The 1,506-nt window shown below is 67.6% G+C and carries 2 protein-coding genes; both read left to right on the forward strand.

Annotated elements, in window-relative coordinates:
* Positions 1-255: hypothetical protein (locus tag DBO33_RS42465; RefSeq protein WP_234391500.1), on the forward strand; the 255-nt coding region annotated here is incomplete at its 5' end.
* Positions 256-438: 183 nt separating this feature from the next.
* Positions 439-756, forward strand: coding sequence for a hypothetical protein (locus DBO33_RS42470; protein WP_107661310.1), 318 nt, complete (start codon positions 439-441; stop codon positions 754-756).
* Positions 757-1,506 lie beyond the last annotated feature (750 nt).

Here is a 1,506-nt window from a genome sequence, read left to right on the forward strand (position 1 = left end):
CCCCCCCCGGACACCGCACCCGCGCGGCGGCGCACCCCGGGCCACCACTGCGCACCGCCCGCCACCACCAGCGACAAGGACCTCTCGATGACCGTGCTCGCCCTGCTGTTCGGCCTGCTCTGCGGCGCCATCTCCGCGGCCCTGACCTGGGACCACACCCACAACCCCACCCTGACCGGCCTGGCCGGCCTCATCATCACCCTGCTCGCCTGGATCCTCGGCATCTACGCCATCGCCTACTTCACCGACGACTGACCACCACCACACCGCATGACGGGCGCCGGGGGACAGCCCCCGCCACAGACCGAAACCGTTCTCCGACACCGACGAACCTGACACACCAACCCCGGAACACCGCGCGCTGCGCCGAGCGGTAGGCAGCATCACTGGATCGCCACGAAACCCATTGCCCGCAAGCGCTTTTGAAAAAGGAGCCTCATGAACATCGCCGGCTACGCCCGCATGATCCGCCACGCGCACCGCCCGTGGCGACTCTCCCGATACAGCGACCGTGACGGCAGAGAGGTGGTGTGGGAGGTGCATACCGCGGTGTGCCCGCACTGCCCAGAATGCGGCGGCGCGGGCGGTCGATGGACCGGCACGGGCCCCTACGGCGACGAACCCGAGATGACCGAATGCACGCACTGCAGCTCACCACTGGTCGAAATCCGGATACCGGCATGGCTGGACCGCACCATCCCTCACTCCCCCGTCCGCACCCGCACCCGGCACCCCGACACCGAACCCCCCTTCTGAAAACACCGCCACACCAGACCACAACACCGGACCTCAGCACACCCACCCACCGCGCATCCACCACCACCGCGCCCCGCCCCGCAGCCGGTCACGCAGAACACACCGCACCTGCGAAAACGTCGGAGCCACACCAGCATTCACACCCGCCAGGAGCCCCATGCACCACCCCGCCCCACCACGGCATCTGCCCACAAGCATCTCGAGTAGACTCCGATGCGCAGTACCGAGATGGCTCGCACCACCGGGCGACCGACGATCCGAGCTCTCTCAGCGCCGCGGTGAGGCGGTCAACCTAGATACCGCGCGCAATGATCCCGCTGCCAGTTTGGTTGCAATGACCAAACCGGCGGCGGCCTCTTCAAACAGCGACGCTGCCGCTAACGCACCCAGTGCTGTCGCAGTGGTCAAGCACCAAGTACTGACCACCTCCAACCGACCCGGACGACTTCGTCGGCCGTGGCTGGGGTCCGATTCGATGGCCCCCCAAGTTCTCTCCTTCCCAGCTGGGCACCGCCCTTGTGACGGCGACCATGCCCGACGCCTCCCACCGCAAGCAGCAGACGCCATGCAGGGCTTGAAAGCCATAGCGCCCCAATCACATGCGAGCCAATCCCAACCCTGCAGCGACACCAGCGAGAGCTACCACGGCAACCGCGTCTGCTCAGACACCTCCAGCTGCTGCGACCACGACCACCGCCACCGCGGCACCTACCCCTGCCCCACCGCCCAGGCCATACACCACCCCGCCAC

The sequence above is a fragment of the Nocardia suismassiliense genome, assembly GCF_900269665.1.
Classification (GTDB): domain Bacteria; phylum Actinomycetota; class Actinomycetes; order Mycobacteriales; family Mycobacteriaceae; genus Nocardia; species Nocardia suismassiliense.